The 20,285-nt window shown below is 33.2% G+C and carries 15 protein-coding genes; 2 read left to right on the forward strand and 13 right to left on the reverse strand.

The genetic code is table 11. The features are described 5' to 3' along the window. Positions 1 to 470: 470 nt before the first annotated feature. From HUW50_RS25130 to HUW50_RS25145, 4 genes are all read right to left on the reverse strand, one after another. Positions 471 to 2,195, reverse strand: a complete 1,725-nt coding sequence (locus HUW50_RS25130) for a hypothetical protein (RefSeq protein ID WP_260445605.1) — start codon at positions 2,193 to 2,195, stop codon at positions 471 to 473. Between the two features lie 453 nt (positions 2,196 to 2,648). Then, positions 2,649 to 3,185: a GrpB family protein gene (locus HUW50_RS25135; RefSeq protein ID WP_260445606.1), complete on the reverse strand. Its 537-nt coding sequence runs from the start codon at positions 3,183 to 3,185 to the stop codon at positions 2,649 to 2,651. A 349-nt stretch (positions 3,186 to 3,534) separates the two neighbouring features. Next, positions 3,535 to 4,167: a cell wall hydrolase gene (locus HUW50_RS25140; RefSeq protein WP_185653471.1), complete on the reverse strand. Its 633-nt coding sequence runs from the start codon at positions 4,165 to 4,167 to the stop codon at positions 3,535 to 3,537. Positions 4,168 to 4,388: 221 nt separating this feature from the next. Further along, a complete protein-coding gene (locus HUW50_RS25145) occupies positions 4,389 to 4,610 on the reverse strand; it encodes a YdbC family protein (protein WP_066327529.1) in 222 nt (73 codons plus the stop codon). Between the two features lie 590 nt (positions 4,611 to 5,200). Here HUW50_RS25145 and yyaC point away from each other — a divergent pair. Continuing rightward, positions 5,201 to 5,803, forward strand: coding sequence for a spore protease YyaC (gene yyaC, locus HUW50_RS25150; RefSeq protein ID WP_232328976.1), 603 nt, complete (start codon positions 5,201 to 5,203; stop codon positions 5,801 to 5,803). Between the two features lie 109 nt (positions 5,804 to 5,912). On the opposite strand, the gene HUW50_RS25155 is transcribed toward yyaC, so the two are convergent. The 5 genes from HUW50_RS25155 to HUW50_RS25175 form a co-directional block, all read right to left on the reverse strand. Continuing rightward, positions 5,913 to 6,575, reverse strand: a complete 663-nt coding sequence (locus HUW50_RS25155; protein ID WP_232328977.1) for a hypothetical protein — start codon at positions 6,573 to 6,575, stop codon at positions 5,913 to 5,915. 218 nt (positions 6,576 to 6,793) lie between these two features. Further along, entirely contained in the window at positions 6,794 to 7,390 is a 597-nt protein-coding gene (locus HUW50_RS25160; protein WP_066327531.1) for an NADPH-dependent FMN reductase, read from the reverse strand. Positions 7,391 to 7,828: 438 nt separating this feature from the next. Continuing rightward, a complete protein-coding gene (locus HUW50_RS25165) occupies positions 7,829 to 8,806 on the reverse strand; it encodes a ring-cleaving dioxygenase (RefSeq protein ID WP_066327542.1) in 978 nt (325 codons plus the stop codon). A gap of 498 nt (positions 8,807 to 9,304) precedes the next feature. After that, positions 9,305 to 9,760, reverse strand: coding sequence for an SRPBCC family protein (locus HUW50_RS25170; RefSeq protein WP_185653473.1), 456 nt, complete (start codon positions 9,758 to 9,760; stop codon positions 9,305 to 9,307). A 206-nt stretch (positions 9,761 to 9,966) separates the two neighbouring features. Next, positions 9,967 to 15,129, reverse strand: a complete 5,163-nt coding sequence (locus HUW50_RS25175) for an ATP-binding sensor histidine kinase (RefSeq protein WP_185653474.1) — start codon at positions 15,127 to 15,129, stop codon at positions 9,967 to 9,969. 125 nt (positions 15,130 to 15,254) lie between these two features. Here HUW50_RS25175 and HUW50_RS25180 point away from each other — a divergent pair, with 125 nt between their 5' ends. Then, a complete protein-coding gene (locus HUW50_RS25180) occupies positions 15,255 to 15,416 on the forward strand; it encodes an anti-repressor SinI family protein (protein WP_083964473.1) in 162 nt (53 codons plus the stop codon). Here the strand turns inward: HUW50_RS25180 and HUW50_RS25185 are convergent. The 4 genes from HUW50_RS25185 to HUW50_RS25200 form a co-directional block, all read right to left on the reverse strand. Beyond that, entirely contained in the window at positions 15,394 to 16,116 is a 723-nt protein-coding gene (locus HUW50_RS25185) for a response regulator transcription factor (RefSeq protein ID WP_185653475.1), read from the reverse strand. The two genes, HUW50_RS25180 and HUW50_RS25185, sit on opposite strands and share 23 nt — an antisense overlap. A 526-nt stretch (positions 16,117 to 16,642) precedes the next feature. Next, complete coding sequence (locus tag HUW50_RS25190; protein WP_232328978.1) at positions 16,643 to 17,053, reverse strand: YuzC family spore coat inner layer protein; 411 nt, start codon at positions 17,051 to 17,053, stop codon at positions 16,643 to 16,645. A 200-nt stretch (positions 17,054 to 17,253) separates the two neighbouring features. Then, the gene (locus HUW50_RS25195) at positions 17,254 to 18,885 is read right to left on the reverse strand and encodes a PAS domain-containing sensor histidine kinase (RefSeq protein ID WP_185653476.1); all 1,632 of its coding nucleotides are present in this window, start codon (positions 18,883 to 18,885) and stop codon (positions 17,254 to 17,256) included. Between the two features lie 219 nt (positions 18,886 to 19,104). Then, entirely contained in the window at positions 19,105 to 20,229 is a 1,125-nt protein-coding gene (locus tag HUW50_RS25200) for a rhamnogalacturonan acetylesterase (RefSeq protein ID WP_066327729.1), read from the reverse strand. Positions 20,230 to 20,285 lie beyond the last annotated feature (56 nt).

Raw genomic sequence — 20,285 nt, forward strand, 5'->3', positions numbered from 1 at the left:
GCCCCGGATATTTACACAAGACTTAACTTTTCTCCTAAAATGCTAGCTGAAAAAATCAATGCCGAGAGTGGCTCCAAATATCCGAGGATTGACACTGTAATATAAGAGGCGTTCATACGTTACTATCCAAATCAAACTTATCGTTTTCTATCGTATTCTTAAAAAAACAAAAAACTCACAAAAGCTGATATATAAACGATTGCGAGTGTTCTATCTTATTTTCTATTCACAAATAGATACCAGTGGTCGGGGTCGAACCGACACTTCTCACGGAACACGATTTTGAATCGTGCACAAGCTTCAACAATATAACGATTAGGAAAACTAATTATCAAATTATCTTTTTATAAATATTGGATTTAATAATATATATGACCTCCAGCTTACGTTTGACTTTTTATCTATCTCATTTACTTTTTTCAAGTAGATAGTTTTATTATCACCAAACACCATTAAGAAAATTTTACATATTATTTAATCCAAACACGAAAGGTTTTGTCTATAGGAGACACAAGGTTAACTTTAACTGCCTGCACATTGTTTACCTCACCAGCTCCTCCTATATTCTCTATCCAATGTTCATGAGTCCCAGTGTTCATATGAATATAGTTTTCACCAGACTGAAAGGTGAGTTCATCCCTTTTCCAAAAATACGTTCTTTCATTAACTCTAGTAATTTCATCACCTTTAAGAAGACCATCAGTATTAAAAAGGAATTCTATCTGCATAAATACGTCTTCTCGATCGTCTGACTTCACATAGAGTTTCCATTCACTGTCACTAGTCTTCACTATATCGATCTCAACTTCGAATGTTTGGCTATGAGTTAATCCCCTGTGTTGGTGCGGTAGTAAATACCAAATACTTGTATCCTCCATATTAGCTAACTGCTGCTTCGGTATCGGGCCTCGATACCCTTTTTCCATCTGCTTTTTTAGACGATAACCATCATCTATTTTTTCGATTGTGTCAAATTCAATGATCCCAGGTGAAAAACTACTAGTTACTCTTACACCAAGTAGTTTTGCATTGCCTTTACGAAGAGAAAAAAACGACGCGTTTTTACTCATAATGGTTGCACTTTCCTCACTCTGTCGAAAACGAACAATGGGTGCTCCAAAGGACTCATGCATACTACTATGTTCAATTTTGGAGCCATGTCCAACTAGATTCATTTTCTTTAAGTTGTCGATTCCTGGGAAATCACCATTTATCAAGACTTCATAATTAGTCGGCAACGCTGTTTTACCAACCTTTTGTTCTTTTATAAAAGGGAACATCAGGTATCCTATCATAATATGATTATTAACTGGACCCATTTCTGATAGATTTTCAGCAGCTAAGTCTGACATGGCAGCATAAACCGGGTTATTGTCGTGAAAAGCCATTAAACGGCAGATTAAGTGATAAGGAGATAAATCGAAAACATTTCCAAAGTCCTGACGACCTGAATAATCTGTGACAACCTCTCCATCTGGATGAACAAGGTATTGCATCATATCAAGATTTTTCCTTACATAATTTAGCAATTTCGGTTTATTTCCTATCCGTGCCGTGTGATAAAGAAAGATGTTACTGACAGAATTATAGATCCCATTGCTCCGTTCCGTCCATTCTCCGTCTTTGGTAATGTCGATTCCTTCTGCTAGCCATTCCTCTGCGCGATCTAATAATTCATCATTTCCAAAGATCGTATAAAGGTGGCATAAGGCAGAAGTTAGGACCCAGCGATGATTCGGAGTATGACATCCACCAGTCAGCATTGCCGGAATCGTTCTTTCAAGAAAAGACTTAACCTTACTAGTTAAACTGTCAGCTTCTAGACCACTATCATTTTTCAATAAATGATAAATGTGGGCAAATCCAGTTACTATAAATCCCGTATCAGGTGGGGAATGGTAATTGGTCCATCCCGGGGAAATTGTTCCATCCTCATGCTGTTGATCTAGCATGTAATCCAATGCTTTATCAATTCTTCTCGCTAATAGGTCATAATGATAAAATCGAGAGTCTGGGTTCACATAGGAGCTCAGCCAACTACCAAGCACACTTCCAACTCCAGTATGACTTGGACTAGGGATACCTGTTTTAGCATCTACCACGCCTCCAAAGTAACGACTCTCCTCATCATCTATTTGCTTTTCAAAAAAGATTTCTGTTAAATTATCGTTTAGTTCCACCATATTTTTATACAAAGATAATCACCACTTTTCTACTAAGTATTGAACCAATTTTAAACATGATAAAGTGATTCTATTATTGGACCATCGTGAGAGCTTGACCAAGTTTTACAACTGCCTCTATTATGTTTATTTCATAAAAACAGGAGCATCATTCACGGTTTTTGCATTATTTGTATACCCTATTAACTTTTGGAGTGCAGCGATCAAATTCAATGTCATATTCATTGTTTGTGTAACAATCATTCATTTCGTATGTACTCTGTTTCACCAGTTATTAACTTTACCATTTTACATTTCCCCATATTTACAATTATTCCTTATTCCGTGAAACTATTGCAATTCTGTTATTATATTCGATTACAAAAAGCTAATCTCCTTTTAATAAAGCGGTTGTTTGATGTTTTCGCAAACTCTTGAAAATGTTAGCAAACTAATAACTGGTTTAGTTAAAAACGAAATCAAAGATTACCTTTCATTTTCACGCTTCCATTCAATTGCTTTCCGTTCCAAGTTTTCCACAAAATCACTTTTACCATTACTGTATCCTTCAATGTCTTTAGAAAATTCAAGTGCAAGGCTTTCCTTCAACTTTCCATACTCAATTGCGTCTTTTTTATGTGATCTAAGATAATCACGTACCGCCAAATGGCGTTCAATTTCAAAATGATTATCATATTGAAACATATGTATTTGATGTGTCCTGTTTTCTCCACCTTTTCGGAAATATCTTCTTCCGTTAATCCCAAACTCTCCAAGTGGATCATAACCTATTTCAATCATGTTTTCATTAAAAAGATCAACGTTTGAAATATCTTTTACGATTGGCATCATATCGATGATTGGTTTAGCTTTCAAATCGGACACTGCTGTACTGCCTATATGATGAATCTTTACAAGTTCATCTTTTAAAATTCCACTAATTAATTTTGCTTCTTTTTTGAATAATTGAGTCCAGTTTTCATTATAGTCTGTAATAATAATATTCATTGCACGGTTCACCATTTTTAATATACCTCCTTCTCATTTCGACTATACTTTTATATAATCCAATATTCTATCATGATCCCGTTGTTGTCCATTGTTTTCACCTGTATGCAATAATGCACGAATAAGTATTCAGTTGTGTAAAATGAAGGCTCTTTTCTAAGAGATTGTTGCTTTTAAGACAAAACTATTTCAGGTTGATTGGAACGGATTGCGAGACTCCTGCGGGAGCAGCGGGACAGGTGAGACACCGCAGGCGTTTACGAAAATAGTCAATGAAAAAGAAGAATAATAAAAAAAAGCACCCAATAGGTAGACTTTACTGTGTCTACTTTATAGGGTACTTTTTATATCCTGTACACGCCCTTTAAATCGCAAATGCGTGATCTCCAATTGTTTTAACAACTTCACGAGTTAAAATCCAATCACTTGTTGCTGTTTCAGGGTTATAGAAGTACAGTAACTCATCATTTTTTTCTTGTTCCGCTAAAGCTTCTTTAACAGCTTTATGTGCTTCTTTATCAGCAGTTTCATTTATTGAACCATTTTGGACAGGTTCAAATGCATTCTCTTCATAAATAACTTCCTTAACTGTATCAGGGAATTCTTTGTGTTCAACTCGATTCAACACTACTGTTGCAACTGCTACTTTACCTTCATATGGCTCACCTTTTGCTTCTGCATGGACAAGACGAGCAAGAAGTTTCTTTTCTTTGTTTGAGATTTCCAAAGAATTTTCTTTATTTGAGACTTTTAAAGAATTATCTTTGTTTTCAATCAAGCTCTTTGAGATTTTTGCTTTTTCTTTCTCATTTATAAAACGTAAGTCAATGTAGTCACTATCAACTTTTTCGATATCATATTTTTCCCATAATAATTTCAACGTGTCACCAGTCTGAATCGAATCTTCTGCTTGAGCATTTATTTGAGTTGTAGGAAATACTATATAAGAACCAATTACTAATGTAATTGTGATCACTAATTTTAATAATTTTTTCATTTTGTAAACCTCCTGTTTGTTTTTTTAGGATAAAACAGGGCCATCTACAAGGCTAACAGGTTTACAAGTGGATCACATTAGTGAATTATTGGCAGAATTACCATTCTTGTATTTATTAGGACTCGATTACGAATCCTTTCGAGTGACAATAAATACTGTTTCTAAATTCAAAAAACAGGAGCAGATTATCGATCGCCCCTGTCTTTTTAGTTTGAGTATTATTATAAGTCCATTCCATTCAATAGCTCTTTTAATTGAATTAACTCATCCTTAGATAATGTAATTCCCTTTCCCATCTTTTCGTTATCTTGATCCCAATCACGCAAATCATATTTAGGATCACGGTCATTCCAGCTCATTAGATTTAATTCCTTCTTCCATCCTTTTGCGCCTTCTGAAATTGTTCCAATCTTTTCTATTATTTCGAATTTTAAATTTGCCATATGTATCATCCCTTCCAACTGTTTAATATTATTTTCTCATAGTGGATTATCCTAGCACAATATCTCCTTCTTTTTAAAAATTTTATATTATACTTCACTCTGTTAAACTTGATTGCTTTTTACCTCTACATGCAACAATTCGCAAAAAAACAGTGAGCCTTTAACTGAGCCTTAAACTAAATAAAAACGAAAATTAAGGGTGCACTACATCTCAATTATTTAGCTTTTACTTCCTAACTTTCATATAAAAAAAGCTGACTTAAGCTCATTTATTAGCAGCATTAGCAAGCATTCTCGTACATTAATTATGTCACACCTAAATTTTAGCTTTTATATTCAATGAGCTAGTCACTTTACCAATAATCAACTTCATCAGAACAACAAATCATTCTAGGATCAAGCAAAACGTTTATTAGTTACTTATTCTATTAATCAAATTATAGAAGGAATTTTAATATGAATAAAGAATATTTAATTATAATGTAAAATAAAATAACGATCAAAAATTCTAAAAAATACCAGAATATGAAAGCGTTTTACACAGAGAGATCGGTGAACTACTTAAAATATTGGTGAGGGGAAATAACAACATGTATAAACAGAATGATATGGACACAAGAATTTCAATGCTTGAGGGAATTATCCCATATAGTCATAAGCTAGCACCGCTGTTTATTCGTAACACCTTGTATAATTTAATTCCAGAAGGGACGGAGCATATATATGTCGTAGGCATTGGTTCTAACCTAATTAATGGCGACAGCCTTGGTCCATTTGTTGGAACCTTACTTCAAGACATGTATCCAAATCACTTAACTGTATTGGGAAATCTAAAATCTCCCTTAGATGCCACAACCATTGTCCCAAGATTTTCGGGTATTGCCTTACCAAATAATAGCTTTGTTGTTGCAATTGATAGTGTACTTGGTTCAGAAGGGATCGTTAACACGATTGTTGTTCGTGAAGGCTCTTTGCGACCTGGGAGTGGTCTTGGCCATAACCTTCCATCTATTGGAGATTGTAGCGTAATGGGAGTGGTCCTCGAAAATGATCCTGCTGTAGAATCTTCTCTATTTTATACGAATCTCCATCTTATATATACAATGGCTACAAATATTGCAAAAGGTATATCACTTGCGATTAGACAATATTTTAAATATCCATCTGATCATCCAATTTTGTTAATTAGTTAGCTATAGATATTATTGAAAAAGTAAAATTTTTATAACTAACCATATATCCTTCCTTGAAGTACAAATAGACGTAAACCATTTATGGATTATGCCTATTTGTGAGGAAACACTAAGATTTAGTTGTAAAATTACCTACTGAAGAATTAGCTAGTTCCTTTTCTTTCATACCTGGAATACCTTGTTCATCAAGTAATAAAATCATTCGTTCAAGGTAAGCAGAATCTTTTACAACAATATAATTTGGAGGGAATAGCTCCTTCTTTATTTTAAATGTTATTTTATAAGCGTTGTTCACACGATCATCAAGCCCGTAAAGCTCGTGCCACCGGACAATTTTTTCTATTTGATAATTCTTTATTTGATTTGAAGAATAGAACTTACCATTGAGAATGATTCCTTTTGATAAGATAAACAGATTTCCACGATGCTTAATCGAGTTAATGATCACAATAAACAAATAGACAACACTAAAGAAGGAGGATCCTAACCATTCTGTTGCAAGAACAATCCACAATAGAGCCAATAACAATAAAAGGGCAATAAGAGTTCCCCATTTCACATATTGATAGGATTTCGTATTCTTTGCAAGAGGTTCCATTTCCTTCCACTCAATCGGAAGGAGAATACTATTAAACTCATCGTCTATTTTTGGATAAAGTGCATCCTTAGATAAATCAGCTGCTTTCTTTATCCTTAATCGATAATTGATTAGATAATATACACCAAGTATGAACATAATTGTAAACAAGATATTAATTACCAATTTTTTCACACCTTCTTTCTTTAAAAAAATGTTACTAAAAGTAGATGGATGACCTGTTCTATTTATATGTAGATGTGTTACTTTAACTCTATTTACCATATTATGTTAACATATTTTCCAATTAAACGCTCATTTTATAAAAATATTCTAGGATTTTTATTCTAATCATATAAAAAAAGAGAGGATTAACATCCTCCCCTCCCATGTATAACGATTTGTCATTTATTTTATCTCAATGTTTTTAGTGCGCCACTCCATGCAATAACTTGGTCTAGCATACCATTAACATTATCAAGATGTAATTCAGCTGGCTTGAAAACACTTCCGTTTTCAAAATCTGTAAATAGTGACAATGTAGGATGTGTGCGAACGTCTGCAACTAGTAATTCACCTAAGATCCCACGAAGATGTTCTGCTGCACGAGCTCCACCTGTTGAACCGTAGCTCACAATACCTGCAGCTTTATTGTTCCACTCCACACGAGCTAGATCAAGTGCATTTTTCAAAGCTCCTGTGATACTGTGATTGTATTCTTGTGTAATAAATACGAATCCATCTAAACTAGCAAGTTTTTCTGACCAAGCTTTTATTCCTGGTTCTTGACCATCTGTTTCACCTAAAAATGGTAATTTGAATTCCGCAATATCTACGATTTCATAATTTGCATCTTCACGTTTGTCCGCAATTGCTTTCACCCATTCTCCTACTTGTGGACTTAATCGTCCTTGACGTGTACTTCCTAAGATAATTCCAATGTTTAATTTTGTCATTGTTTTTTCCTCCTTATGTTTAGATCCACCAAATAATTTCTCTATAATGCCCATCTTTTACACCGCCTAAAATATTGTTTGTTCTCATTTGATATTTTTAAATTTTATCAACCCCTTTAATTTGGAGGTTTAAATTCTGCTGTTTAAAGTTTTCCTAAGATCACTTTTACCCTCATTTGAAGAATTTTTAATTTGAGATAAAAAATAAAAATTTTTATGCTTTGAACACAGGGTCCTATTCCTAAATCTTATCAACTTCATTAATAGCTTAAAATATATATATCCTAAATTTAAATATCTTGAATATGAGATAATTTTAATAGGTTTTTCTTCTTTTGTCAACTTATTAGATCTGTAACTTTATTAATATCATAAATTATTAGGTTATTACTTTTTGTAACAATGCTTCCTAGAGATGAAACATCTATTAGGAAGCTCTTTAATATACATAATACTTAGCATAATAATTTATCTAAAATAGTAAATTATTCATTATTCTTTAATGAATTCTTTTGTGCTTCTTACAGTATCAATTGGGCGAACTAAACTTTCAATTTGTTCACGTTTTGGCTCTAAGAATGGAGGTAAAGATAATTTTTCTCCAAGTGTTTCATAAGGTTCATCTCCCATAAATCCTGGACCATCTGTTGCAAACTCAAATAGAATTTGTGGAGCAACTCTTGTGTACAATGACTCAAAAAAGTGACGATTAACATATCCAGAGGTTTGGAATCCGAAGCTTTCCATACGATTAATCCATTCTTCTAGAACTGCTCGGTCTTCAACACGGAATGCTGCATGGTGTACTGTACCAAAACCTTGTCTAGCTTGAGGCAGAATTGCATTATATTCTACTACTACTTGGGCACCATTTCCTCCTTCACCAACCTCAAATAAATGAAATGCTCCTGTCTGATCTATTTCTTTAAATAATAGAACTTTTTCCAACATTTCTTTAAAGTATTCAAAATTAGCGATACGGATAAAAATTGGCCCTAGACCAGTTATTGCAAACTTAAGAGGAATCGGTCCATTTTGCCATGGTGAACCAGAAGCTACACCTTCGTTATTTTCATCTGAAATCAATTGGTATTCTTGGTCATCAAAATCAACAAATGAAAGCGTCTGTTTACCAAATTGTTCTTTCACCCCTGTATGCTTTACCTCTAAACGATCAAAACGTTTTACCCAATAATCTAACGCAGCATCACTTGGTACCCGGAAAGATGTTTTATATATCTCATTTGTACCATGTACACCTTTGGGAATGCCAGGGAAGTCAAAGAAAGTCATATCTGTGCCTGCACTACCTTTGTCATCTGCGAAAAATAAGTGGTATGTTTGAATATCATCTTGGTTTACTGTTTTCTTCACTAAACGCATGCCTAAAACATAAGTGAAAAATTCATAGTTCTTTTCTGCACTACTTGTAATGGCTGTTACATGGTGTAATCCTTTTAATTCATTCACTTTAATTTCCTCCAATTAAGCTACAAACATAGCTCTATAATGTCGAACTGTGTACTAGCCCTTTTCTGAGTTTTTTTACTTTAAAGGGACAGTGAATAATTGTTAATATATTTTTCGATGTTATTGAATTGACTATTCAAAATATAAAGAGATAATTACTTGTGGTATTATCTCAGATTCAAATATCCTTATTTCGAGATAAATATATCACAAATAAAATTCCGTTGTCAATAACAAAGCTTTTAATTAACTTTTAAGAACAAGCTTCGTTCAATTTAGAGATTGTTGTTATAACACGAACACTGTGGAAGGTTGATTGGAGCGGAAATCAACCTCACCACACCACTTGGTACATAGCAACAAAGTTTAGCGAGTTAGCCTTTTAATTAATTCTATTACTAAGCTACATTCTTTTTCATAGTAAAAAAGACATCCTACCTACATAGGATGCCTAAATACGGACAGATTTTTCTATACTTGATTAATTCTTACTAACAACTATCTTATCGCATGTTCATCTTCTTTTATTTTAGCTATTATCGCTTCAGTCAATTCCTTGGTCAATTCATTTAAATTTTTCTTAAGCTTAGAATTAATTAATTTCGCCATTTTGCCTTCAGGTGTGATTTCTAGATACCCAGTCATCAGAGTGTTGTTCGTATCAATTATTTGTGCTTCGAAATAACCTTTTCCAGTCATTTTTTCATTGATACCAGTTAGATTAAAAATAACCTTTTTAGGTTTAATCCAATCTGTGATATCAACTTTTAATTCTACCTTCTTCTTAATAACCCCTAAATCAGTTTTGAACTTCCAAATTGACTCGCTATCATTTAAAATCTCATGCTCAATATATCCAGGTACAAGAGGTGCCCAATTGTCCATTACACTTACAAAGTCCCATATTGATTGGATCGGAATATTAACTTCAACTTTATATAACTCACTTGGCATTTGATGATCCCCACTTTCGTTTAGCAAATGATGTAAAATGATTCGACGTAGTCACGAAAGAATCTTCATTCTGAACTTATTCAAACCATACACTGGATATGCCAAACGATAGATTTAGATCATATTTACCATTAAATGTAAGTCACGTTTTTTTTTATAAACACTTACATGTTTTGATACCAAGCACGTGTAAAAACAAATCCGACCTAAGTTAATACTAATTCTTCCTCCACACGAACAACAGGAAGCTGTATATAAATCGTGGTACCTTTTCCAATCTCACTCTCTGCCCAAATTTCTCCGTTGTGATGTTTGATGATTTCTTTACAAATTGCCAGACCAAGACCATGCCCTTTTCTTGAAGGGTGATTCGCTTTTGTGAAGTTTCTTTCAAATATATAAGGCAAATCTTCATAAGCAATCCCTAAACCAGTATCACGGCAAGAGATTATTACATTTTGTTCCACTATCTCTAATTTCAGATGAATCCCACCACTATTTGTATGTTTAACTGCATTTGTAATCAAATTAGCGAAAACTTGTCCTATCCTCTCAACATCAATCTCAATTAACGGAAAGAGTTCCATATCTTCATTTAACTCAAGCTGTAAATACAAATTTTTTCTTGTGACTTCGTAGAGAAATTTGCTTTTTATGTTTTCCAACAGTTTATCAGCTGGAACATAATCAAAGTTAAAAGAAAGATTGCCTGATTCCAATTGGGTTAAATCAAACAAATCGTTAATAAGGACATTTAATCCTTTTATACGTGAAATGCTATTTCGTATGTATTCATCTCGCTTTGCTTCCGTGTTCGCTAATCCATCTAGTATTGCTTCCATATACCCTTGTATACTTGCAATTGGTGCTCGCAAATCATGTGAAATATTGGATAGTAACTCTCTCCTTATTTCTTCTGATTGTGCTAAATACTTATTTGCCTCCTCAAGGGTTTGATTAACTTGTTGAAGCTCGGCTGTTCTTTCTTTAACTTTATCCTCAAGGTTTTTGTAGAGCTGAGCATTTTCAATCGATATCGCCGCCTGCGTTGATAGTAGCGTTAAGAAGCTAATCCGTTCCTTTGAAAACACATTTGTCACCTTTTCGTTTTCCAAATATAGAATCCCTTTTAACTTTTGATAATAGAAAATTGGTATACAAATAATAGATTTCGCCTTCGTTTTTAGGACGTATTCGTCTTCTTGAAAAATACCTATATTACTTGCATCATCTAATTGAACAATGTTACCAGTTCGATTTACATACTGAACAATATTAGGTGAAAAATTATTATCTCTATGTACGGATTCTTCAAGCCTATAATTTTCATGAGCAACAACAATTAATTCCTCACCTTGTTTAAATAAAATTGTCCCTTTCGTTGCACCTGCATTTTCCATCGTAATATGGATAACTTTTTCTAACAATTGCTCAATTTTCATTTCACTTGATATAATTTGTGCTGCTTTATATACTGCATTTAAATCATAATTCTCTGCTCGACCTTCATAGAACGTTTTCTTGACTTCTACATTGTCTAGCATGTATGTTCGATATTTATCAGACAGATGTTGTGCTTTCTTAGTGCCCCCCCATTTTAGGTAGCTGTTATAAGCTTCAGTAAAGTATAGACCTGCAATTTTATTTTTCTTCTGCTCTGCGTAAAATCGACCAGCTGCTTCATTACATAAAGCGACCATTTGAAGAAACTGATTTTCTTCACTAGATTGGATCGCTATATCAAAATACGCCTCTGCAGTTTGCTTATTGTTTGTAATTGCAGCTAACTCCGCCATAACTAGCATTTTCTTAGACTCATAATTTTCAGGTGACAACTTAGCATATTTTTTTAGCTTTCGTATATTTCGTTTTATCTTTTTAAGCGATTCCCTTTTACTCAAAATAGTGGTCTTTCCTAGTCTAATAAACTTCAATAGCCATAATGCTTCGAAAAAATAAAATTCTGGTGCGATTACTAATGTTAAGCGACTATTCACTAAAGGTGCTAATTCCTTTAATACTTGATTAGCAAATTTATCCTTATTAAATAAGTAGGCCATATGTAGACGCATTGTATAATGAATGATTTTGGCAGAATCATCATCAATAATTTTAGTAAACTGCCATTCAATCCGTTTATCACTCGTAAGATAGTCAAGCCATTCCTGCATTTCTGCCATAAAGCCTGCCGAGATTGGATATTTAATATCTTCAATGAAGGTTTTCTGTAATTGAATAATATTCTTAAGCTCTTCTAAGAGTGTTCCTTTAATAAAATGAGAAATGACGAGAAATGAACTATTTGCTCCAGCGAGATGAATGTTCCCCGCCTGTAGACAATATTTTTGCGATTGTTCCAGATACTTAATATTATCCTTTATATGGTTTTTCCAATGGTTCACAAAGCTTGCGAAAACAAAGGATACCCTACCTTTTATACCTATATTGCCATTCTCTTCAGCATACAATAAAGCTAGCTTTCCAAATTCATAGCTTTGCTTAAAATCATGAAAACCTGCACTTAAAATGAGTGCATAATTATTAAAAACTAATGGACTAAATTCTGTTAGACCAAACTTAATCGTCATTCTCATCGCTTTTAGCATGAAAATAGTTGAAAGGTTTTGATCTACATGATAGGTCGGAGCATTTAATTGGATCAATGTCCGCAAAATTAAACGATTTTCTTCACTTTCCATTTCTGGCAATTTCAATAAGTCTTTCGGTTGTTTTAGTGCGAAAGCTATTTTAACAAAAAGTAATTCTTTGACAATATGTAGTTTATTCGGTTTAAAAGGAAATTTCTGATTCATTAATTGCAATCCTGCTAAGCCTGCTTCAACCGCTTCTTCTACACGGTGAACATGTGTATACAATGTGATTTTCAGATTATAAATCGATAGTTTTTCAACCTTTGTTTTTGCATGCTTGAGCAATGTATTAAACGTATGTTCAGATTGATCGAACTTACTGTTTAAATACTGTGCTTCACCTAAGCCCTTAAGTAGGTTAAATGTAAAATCATAGTGATTCTTCCAATCCTCACCTAATAATTCGTATGCAACCTTGTAATATATTAATGCTGCTTGATAGGCTGCTGTATTTTTCGCGAATTCTCCAGCATTTACATTCATTTTGGCTAGCATGATCGTTTCCTTTTCAGGCAGTAAATGTCGAGCTAGATTAAGATGATAGACTACATTTACTAATTGTGATTCAGTCATTTCATCTTGAATAAGCTCTCTCCCAATTGCCAGATGGTTAGTTGACGTTTCTTTGTTTGACATTGTTGAATAGATTGCCTGTTGAACGCGGTCATGGATAAAACGATAGTTAGAAGTAGAAACATCACTAATATCTTGTTTACTCTCCCTTTTATCTACATTTTCGTGCGCTGGAAGAAGAAGCCCCATGTCAATTGCAGTATCGATTATTCTACTCGTACTTAATTGATCTTGTTTTGCTATTTTATAAACTGTATGTAAATCAAATTGATTACCTATGCACGCTGCTATTTGAATAAGCCTTAGTGTTGTTTCTGGTAACTTTTTCAAGCGATTGATTAAATAAAAAACAACGTTATCTTGAATGGAGGCTTGTGATAATTTTGTTTCATCAATCGACCAGTTTCCGCTCTTTTCATTAAAAAATAGAATGTTATTTTCATAAAAAGATAGTAGTAATTGTTTAATGAAGAATGGATTTCCCTGTGTAATTCGATAAATAGTTGTACTTAACACTCTAACATCTTCTTTTTGCTCTGATAGATATGACTGAATCCAATCGCTTACTATATCATAGGATAAAGCATCAAGAGTAATAGTTTGTACCTTTCTTTCATCTTTTAAGTGACTAATCGTTTGATATAAAAGATGTTCTGACGTTATCTCGTTTTCTCGATAGGCTCCTATCATTAAAAAATAATGTGTATCTTGATTTGAAATTAAATACTCTATCAATTCTAAAGAAGCACTATCTGCCCATTGCAAATCATCTAAAAATAAAATGAGCGAATGATTTTTTTGAGTAAATACACGTACAAGCTTTTGAAATAAATAATAAAAATGTGAGGACATATCTACTGCCGTCAATTCAATTTCTTCATTCTCTTTATTTACAAGCCATTTCAATTCAGGTAAAACACTTAATAAAATTGTTAGATTAGATCCTATTTCATCTTCAATCAAACGACCCCACTTGTTAATATTTGTTTCATCTTCTGTGAGAATTTGCTTAAAAAGCATTTTAAATGCATCAAGTATGGCACTATAAGGACTTTGCTTAAGGAGAAGGTCAAACTTTCCTCGAATTAAAAATGTCTGTTTCTTATTTAATTCCTGCAACACTTCATCCACTATCGCTGTTTTTCCTGTTCCTGATTCACCAGATATGAGCATAAGCTGTGTTTCACCGTTTTCAAGAGTACGATTACATATGGATATTAACTTATTTACTTCTTCTTCTCTTCCAAATAATCGATTATTTGTCTCTATATTCATAAATGTATCTTTTTTCCCTATTGCAAACGAGGTTAGTTGTCCATTTTCATAATGTTGGAGACAAGTGATTAAGTCCTCTCTTAAGCCATACGAACTCTTATAGCGATCAATTGGAGATTTACTTAGAAGTTTCATAATAATATTTGCTAGGATTTCAGGAACATCTTCATTTAGATCTGTTAAAGGAGGTGGTTGTTTTGTTAAGTGCGCATGGATCCAATCAAATGGTGATTCTACAACAAAAGGTGTTTGACCTGTTAGCATTTCATAAAAAACGACACCAAGTGTATAAAGGTCTGATTGAAAATCTACATTTCGATTGATTCTTCCAGTTTGCTCTGGAGATATATAGGCTAATTCGATGTCCATCTCTTTATCAATAGGTATTTGATTGTTACTTATTCGATTTTTTTGAGTATATTGGAGACCAGTAAGTTTAAGTTCATTTGAAGTATGATTAAGTAAAATCGTAGAAGGGTTAATGTTTTTATGTACAAGTTGATGGCGATTAAGATTAACTAATGCCGTTGCAAGCTTAATAGTCATTCTTAAAAACTCGTCTACTTTCAATTTTTCTTTTTTCTTGAGGTAGGTGTTCAACGTTTCACAAGGAAAATATTCATATACCACATAAGGTTGCCTACCATCAGTTTCCAAACTTATAGGTCGTAATATTTCTTCAATCTCAATTGATTGAACTAAATCATATTCATGCTGTATGGAAGCGATTGTTTTTTTTGAAACGTGTTGCTCCTTTACTATCTTAAGAAGCACATTCTTTCTAGTATCAGTAGAAAATCCTTTATAAAGAGTATATAAGTGATTGCTTGATATTTCCTCTAATGATTGATACCTACTTAATGATTCCATTTGTCATCCACCTTTTGCTTATGGAATTTATTTGCATTCTTTAACTAATCTTTAAGAAACCTTATACAAGCTTTATAGTTTATAAAGTATGATAAGGTTATCAAATATCATGACGGAGGTTTCAAATGGAAAAGTTTAAGCATTTCACTTTATCTGATTCAAATAGAGATCTCGATTATGAATGGGTAAAGCTGATTCAAGAAGCATTCACTCTAGGAATTACAAAAGAAGAGATTAAAAATTTTTTACAGACTTATGGTGATATTAATCATCAAAAAAGCCATTAAATTTATACCCCATACCTCTTAAGGTTAAGACATAAATTGGCTCTGTAGGATGTGGTTCAATTTTTTTACGCAAATTACTGATGTGTACCATTACAGTTCTATAATCACCAAGACTTTCTTCACCCCAAACCCGTTCAAACATCTGCTCCACGGTAAAGACTCGATTTGGATTTTCTGCTAACAAGCATAATAGCTGATATTCTTTTGCTGATAGTGGTATCGCTTTTTTATTTACTTTTACAACACAGCTGTTTTTATCTATTGTTAGCCCTGGAAAAACCAATACAGAGTCTTCAGTCCATTCATCCAGTTTATATACTTGATGTGAAATATTTTTATTTCTACGTAGATGAGCTTGTACTTTAGCAACAAGTAATGCAGGACTAAAGGGCTTTGTTATGTAATCATCTCCACCAATTCGATGCGCTAAAATTTTATCAAAATCATCTTCTTTTGAGCTTAAAAATAAAATTGGTGCACTTGTGTTTTGACGCAATAATCGACAAACCTCATATCCATCCATATCAGGGAGTAACACATCTAAAATGATTAAATTGGGACGATGGAGATCGACTAATTTTATTGCAGTATTTCCAAATCCAGATACGGTAACAGAGTACCCCTCTTTTGACAAGTACAGTTGTAAAATCGATCTGATATCCTCATCATCATCTATTATTAAAATTGTTTCTCCTGCCATTTACTTTCCTCCAATTACAAAGAGTGTTTCTTACTAAATATTGATATTTTTACTTATTAAACGTTAAGGATTCACATTAACTTTGAACTATGAAAAAGGACTTACTCATGGAGGTTTTTAAATAAAATCTATAAATCTCTTATTAAACATCAGTTCTAATTAACTATAAATATTTAGTGATATTTACCTAAACTTTAGGAATTAATATTGATTCACCTTTTATTAGTTTAGAAAATATTACTAATGTAATGTTTTCCATATCCTTATTATAAACGCTTTCGACAATTGTTCAAACAAAATGTAATTTGAAGGATTCATATGCGATTTTGATTTAATATTTGCAAATTTCAAGGATAAGCCAAGATTCCCATCAGAAGGGGGGTCTTTATAATTTACTAATATTATGGGACAGAGGGGAGCTATTTAGGTTGTGTTAAACTTTATTGAATGTGAACGCAGGATTAATAAGGGAATATACACGAAATTGGTAGCTCCATCTCGTTTTGCATAAATTAAGTTAATCAATTTACAGCCATCTAAGCCCAATTGTTAAGTGACAACAATCCGAACCACCAACTTTAGACGATAGCTTTAGGTTAATTCCATCAGGATTAAAAGTTGTCTCTACCTTTGACTTAATACCGGTCGACTTGATTAACTGATCAACTTCCTTCATATTTGATTGCTGTGCTGCATCCATAACCTTTTTAGCAAACGGTTTTGACTTTGCTAGCTCATTTAAAACCAAACTTGCTTCTTTCATTAAATGTTGCATTGATTTAGCCGATTGTTCAAATAATGTAGGATCGACATCAGGAAATTGTCTACCTTGCTGTTGATAGTAATAATTGTAGGGGATTGTAGTTACCTGTCTTACTGGGTATCCATTGGGATAATATACCGGATTATACATAGGTTGACAATAGTAATGAGTCACTTCAAATCAGCTCCTTTAGGTGAGTTGCCACTTTATAATATACGACTTTACCAACTATTTGTGATTGTTCATTTACAACATTATCCAGATATAATCTCAGAAGCTTTAAGTAATTATAATTTGTGCTTGAATTTCAACTATAAAAAATCCCTATGCATCATTTGCTATTCGGCATTTGATGTATAGGGATTTTTCTTTCTTTATTTATTAATTGGTAAGACAAGCCTTACAGTTGTTCCTTCATTCACTTTACTCTGGAACTGAATTTGACCTTTATGAAACTCGACAATTCTATAGCTAACGGTTAACCCTAAGCCTGTCCCTTTCTCCTTCATTGAATAAAAGGGCTCTCCTAAATGCTTTAACCTCTCTTGGTCTATCCCACATCCGTCATCTTTAAACAGAATACAAATATGGTCGTGATCTGTTTTATTAATAGAAACTTGCACTTTTTTTGATGTAGCTTCTATAGAATTTTTGATTATGTTTATAAATAACTGTTTTAATTGATTAGACTCACAATCTACAAGTGGGAGCCTATCATTTGTTAAAATTTCTAACTCAACGCCATATAAATTTGCTTCAGACTCAAGCAATGATTTCACATTTGATAGCAACTCATTTATATTTCGTTTTTGAAAATGAATTTGTTGCGGCTTTGCTAAAACTAATAGCTCACTTGAGATAATATTTATTCGTTCAATTTCTTCAAGCATAATTTTATAATACATTTGATTTTCATCACTTGAGGATTGGAGCATTTGAAGAAATCCTTTTAATGATGTTAACGGATTCCTGATTTCATGTGCAACACTTGCAGCCAATTCCCCAACAACTGAAAGCTTCTCAGTTTTTCGAAGTAGTTGCATCGTTTCTTTTTCTTTTGTTATATCAACGGCATACCCAATCACTCCTACTGTCTCATTATTAATGATCATAGGAACTGCAGTACAACGTAAACTCTTCTTTAACTGATCCTTTTTAATAATCTCAATTTCTTCATTAATCCATGGTTTGTTTTCTTTAATCACCTTTATATAGGCTTCACTAACCCGTCGACGATCATTTTCAACGATAAGAGATAGTACTGACTTTTGTAAGAAATCTTCCTTGTTATAGCCAGTATATTTATAAAAATGGTCATTTACGTTTGTAAGATTTCCTTGTAGATCAATCATATATACTAATTCTGGATTAAATTCAAACAATGATTTATATCTTTGTTCACTTTCTGCCAATTTCCTTTCAGCAGCAATCCTATCACTTACATCGCGTCCCAATACGACGAGCTCTTTTCTTGTTCCATTTTCATTAAATATTGGAACCTTTATCGTATTAAACGTTTTAACCGTTCCATCTGGCATAGGGATTTCTTCAATACACTGACTAACCTCACCTTTTAACCATGCTTCTTCATCTGATATTTCACAATATCTTAGCGCATCACCATAAAAATTGCTAAAGTCAGCTAGCTCAGAATCCTTTTTACCTCGGTAATCAACATTCTCAATTTGAAATAGCTTTAATGCAAACTCATTTGCCTCCGTCCATCTGCCATCACCATCTTTAAAATTAACAAAGTCGACCATTGAATTTATTAATATATTTAACTTATTTTTCTCTTGCCTTTCTTTTTCATATGCTTCCTTTTTCACTATTAAATAGTAAAAAAACACACTCGTTAGCACAACAAATATGCATCCTTTAATATTTTGAAAAATTAAATGAATGTCTTTGGGGATTCCGTTATAGACAATTAAGTTATCAGTAACAATAATCCAAACGAAGCTGAATATAATATATAATAATAGCCATTTTACTTTTTTCGCCATAATTCTCTCCTTGAATATTGCCGATTAATGACTATTTTACTATAATCAATCCTTGATTACATTATAATTATATAAATAGAAAATTTTTCATTTCTTTTTGAGATCAATTTTTTTACACCATGAGAGGTAAATGCTTGAAAATACAAAAAAAAGGCTGTATAAAGGGCTAGCTTTTATACAGCCTTGTCTATTAAGTTACTATTTCATTTTCCATTAATATTATCGAGACATAAATCCTTCAAACCCTTGTCTATTCAAATCATCAGCTACAATTTGGGCAAGTTGTCTTGCACCCTCACGGTTAGGGTGTAAGCTATCTCCAGGCATATAAAGTTTACCTGAAGCTTCAGGACCTATTGATGTAAAATAAGTTGAACTTAGTACATTTAGATCTACTAATGGTACTTTTTCTTCCTTAGCTAAAGCTAAAATGGAATGTCTATACCATCTATTTTCTGAATTATGAACATTATCTGAATTAAAATCTGTTGCCCTTCCTTGAGGAGTTGATAGTATCACCATCGCTCCTTTATCTTTAACTTGTCTAACCATGTCTCTCATTATCTCTTTAAATTCTGCTTCGGTTGTCATATTTTTTGGATTTGTGTCATTAATTCCTAACTGTAACAGAAAATAGTCACCTGGTTTAATATACTTCAAGATTGCTTCAAGCTGACCATCGTCTCTAAATCCCCTAGCAATTTGCCCCCCTGAAGCCATATTTCGTATTTGATATGTTTCCGTATCAACAAACTCTGGCAAAAGTTGTCCCCAACCTGCTTGTAAACTATTCGCTAATGGGTAATAGTTACAAACTGTAGAGTCACCACCAATATAAATTGTCGGTTTCATTACAGCATGTTTAGATAATTTCTTGATCTCAATAGCACTAAGAGTAAAGTTTGTACCAACTTTCCCTTCTGTAACAAGTAGATTTAATTGATTGTCTGTAATGGGGATTTGAAATGTATCTGTTGCTGCGTTTCCAGTCATATTGATGAGTTGAAAAACTCCTTCAGCAGCAACGCTTGCTCTTGCAGTATCACCAAGTGTTACAGTTACTTCGTAAAGCCCATTAGGAAGATCAACATTGAATGTGTTTTCACTTTTCGTGCCAAAGGCTAAAAATTGAACAGCATCACTAGCAACCCCTGTTCCTGCAGCTGTAACATTCTTCATGTTTTCTGGTGTGTTAAATCCATAGCCCATTTTCTCATTATAACGAGTAGTTGCGCTAACTCCCGTAAACCCCTTTTCTACAGGACCTTCTCCAAAGTCAAATTGATATTTTTTCGGAGCTGCTTGTGATGCCTCTACTTGAGGGGTTACCGCCATACCTTGCATAAAAATTGATAACAGAAGAATAACACTTATTAAACCCAATAGTTTCCCTTGTCCCA

The organism is Metabacillus sp. KUDC1714 (assembly GCF_014217835.1).
Lineage (GTDB): Bacteria > Bacillota > Bacilli > Bacillales > Bacillaceae > Metabacillus > Metabacillus rhizosphaerae.